The sequence below is a fragment of the Seonamhaeicola marinus genome, from assembly GCF_008085455.1.
The window spans coordinates 1-551 of record NZ_VSDQ01000074.1 but is presented as its reverse complement, the minus strand read 5'-3'; the positions used below and the strand labels follow the sequence as shown (position 1 = coordinate 551).

Here is a 551-nt window from a genome sequence, read left to right as displayed (position 1 = left end):
AATTCCGCATTTAAGACGCGCTTATGAGTTTTGGGATGCCTTACAAGAAAACTAACCATTTAACAATTTTAAAGCCACAAAGGCGTTTAGCGTTGTATAACACTTTTTCAATTAAATAAAAATTACGTTATTGCAAATATGATTTTAAAAGCCGAAAACTTAATGAAGTCCTATAACGGACGAAAAGTTGTTAAAGATGTTTCTCTTGAAGTAAAACAAGGTGAAATTGTTGGTTTATTAGGGCCTAACGGTGCCGGTAAAACAACCTCTTTTTACATGATTGTTGGGTTAATTAAACCTAATGGCGGACACATTTTTTTAGATAATACTGAAATAACAAAATTCCCCATGTATAAACGTGCCCAAAATGGTATTGGGTATTTAGCACAAGAAGCTTCGGTTTTTAGAAAATTAAGTATTGAAGATAATATTTTAAGCGTGTTACAACTTACCAAACTGAGTAAAAAAGAACAACGCATGAAAATGGAATCTTTAATTGAAGAATTTAGCCTAGGCCATATTAGAAAAAACCGCGGCGATTTATTATCTGG

At 32.5% G+C, this 551-nt stretch carries 1 protein-coding gene; it reads left to right on the top strand.

Translation table 11 applies throughout. The features are described 5' to 3' along the window. Nucleotides 1–138 precede the first annotated feature (138 nt). Nucleotides 139–551: ATP-binding cassette domain-containing protein (locus FUA24_RS00465; protein ID WP_148539597.1), on the top strand; the 413-nt coding region annotated here is incomplete at its 3' end.